A 2,243-nucleotide genomic window follows, 5' to 3' on the forward strand; every position below is an offset into this window, starting at 1 on the left:
CTTGAGCAGTGCCTTGACTGGTGGTAGTGGCCTGAATGGGTTGTTAAATACCGCACAAAGTTTTATGAGTAGCTTTAACAAAGACACGGAGAATAGTGAAAATACCTCAGCAGAAAACCAAAGCAATGGCACGCTGTTTAGACAGGCGTTGATGCTGTTTGCTTCACCGAATGGCATCGCGATGACTACACCTGAAGATATCGTCAATCATGCAGGTCAGGAGATTGGATTTAGTTCAGGCGGTTCAACCAACTTTAGCTCACAAAAAAATATCCTGATGCATGCACAGGGGAAATATACTGCCTTTGCGGTAAATGGGATTAGCGTGATTGCTGCCAATGAAAAAATCCAGATGCATGCGCAAAATGCCTTGATGGAGTTATTTGCCCGATTAGATATCAAGATTACCGCGACGGAAGGCAAAATCCTGATCACCAGTCCGATAGAGGTTGATATTAAAGCAGGCGGGTCACAGCTCCTCATCAATCAACAAGGGGTATTTGTGAATACAGATAGATACTTCAAAGTACAAAGTGGGCAGCATGTGTTTATGAGTGGGGAAAAAGTTTCGATGCCGCAAATATCACTTCCAATTTTTAATAGTAATTATAGTAACAAATTTGATTATTCTATATCTAAATCTGAATTATGTAAAAATGATAATTTTATGACTTTCGTAATTGATAAAAATACAGGAAGATTAATTACACAAAATAAATGCATAATCAAAAATAATATCTCATCTAATAGGTTCTTTACTGAGGATTCTAAAACTGTAATTGGGATTTTATCATTTAGTGATGACATAGGAATCACTTCAAATAATCTGAACTCAGATTACGAGGATCCTTTACTAGATGAAGCTTTAAATTTAGATAATAAAGGGTGAGATATGTCTAAACTAGTAAATGTAATAATTCAAGTTTTTGACAATGAAGGAAAAAAGATGCCAGGTTTTCCTTTAATTAGAGGACCAAAAAATGGAAGAATGGCATCTGAAGCGTATACCGATAAAGATGGTTTTTTTGAATTTCAAGCATCTCCAAATAGAGACATTGAAATTAAACTGCTCAGCCCAAATGATAGTTTTGATGAAGTGTTTTATTGTAAATCAGGAGTTAATAGTACGAGGAGATTCAATGTAAGATTAAAATATTCTAGAGGTAATTATGTTTCAAAAACAAGAATAATTTGGTTAAGTAAACATTCTAAAGAGAGAATAATACATACAAATTTCAAAATAAATTATTTAGGGAAAACTAGTGTTTTAAGCACTGAAAATGCAGAAAGAGAAATAAATTCAATAATTGGTGAGCCTGTAACTCTATCATATATTTTTCCTGATGGAGTAACTTTATCTAAAAGTATCACATACTTAGCAAAAAGGAAAACAGCAGCACCTTTATTTATTTCTGTAGATAATTATTTAAATAATACTAATACACAACAGAATGAACCTAATACTAATAATAACGTTGATCCTGAGCATACAAACTGTACAACAAAATTTCATATAGTTTCAAGAGTTATACTGAGGCATGAAGGGGGATATGTTAACGATCCTAATGATTCTGGGGGAGCTACAAATAAGGGGATTGCATGGAATACATGGACTAAATATGCTCAAGTGGATTTAGGAGTCGCACCAACATTAGATAATTTAAAAAAAATATCTGATGATCAAGCCGAGGTTATTTATAGAAAAAGATATTGGGAACCTAAAGGGTTTTGCCAAATTAAAAATGATAGAGTGGGTTTGATGGTATATGATTGGACAATTACGTCAGGAGGAGCTGCAAAAGAGATTCAAAAGTTATTAGTAAATGCATATCACCAAAAAATTGCTATTGATGGAGTAATGGGGTCACAAACAATTAATGCATTAAACTCAATTTCTGATCAAATCGATTTATTAAATTCTATTACTAAGATTAGAAAACAGTATTATACTTCCTTAGCATTTAAGAAAAATGGTGAAAAATCAAAAAACTATAAATTTTTAAAAGGTTGGTTAAATCGGGTAGATGATTGTTTAAAGGTTGAATTGTAAATATGAAAAGAAGTTTATTGATAATTTTGATTATGCTAAGTACCACNGNTACTAATTCTGNAAATGAAAAATGGANTGGATCTTGGGGGGAAGAAGGTGCTGAAAATAATCAAGGTGTACCNATTCATACTTTTACTCTAGAAATAAAAGAGGCAGATAATAATATCATCGGTGAATANTGTTATATATCAAA

At 32.7% G+C, this 2,243-nt stretch carries 2 protein-coding genes; both read left to right on the forward strand.

The features are described 5' to 3' along the window. The coding region (locus KPC_RS19205) for a DUF2345 domain-containing protein (RefSeq protein ID WP_146196676.1) at positions 1-889 on the forward strand (889 nt) is incomplete at its 5' end. A gap of 3 nt (positions 890-892) precedes the next feature. After that, positions 893-2,050 carry a glycoside hydrolase family 108 protein gene (locus KPC_RS20655; RefSeq protein WP_213065916.1) on the forward strand — a complete coding sequence of 386 codons (1,158 nt, stop codon included), beginning with the start codon at positions 893-895 and terminating at the stop codon, positions 2,048-2,050. The last annotated feature ends 193 nt before the right edge of the window (positions 2,051-2,243 follow it).

This window comes from Acinetobacter stercoris, from assembly GCF_900323515.1.
Classification (GTDB): Bacteria; Pseudomonadota; Gammaproteobacteria; order Pseudomonadales; family Moraxellaceae; genus Acinetobacter; species Acinetobacter stercoris.

Coding starts and splice junctions, on each gene's coding strand:
- KPC_RS20655 (WP_213065916.1), top strand. CDS start 893: ATGTCTAAACTAGTAAATGTAATAATTCAAGTTTTTGACAATGAAGGA.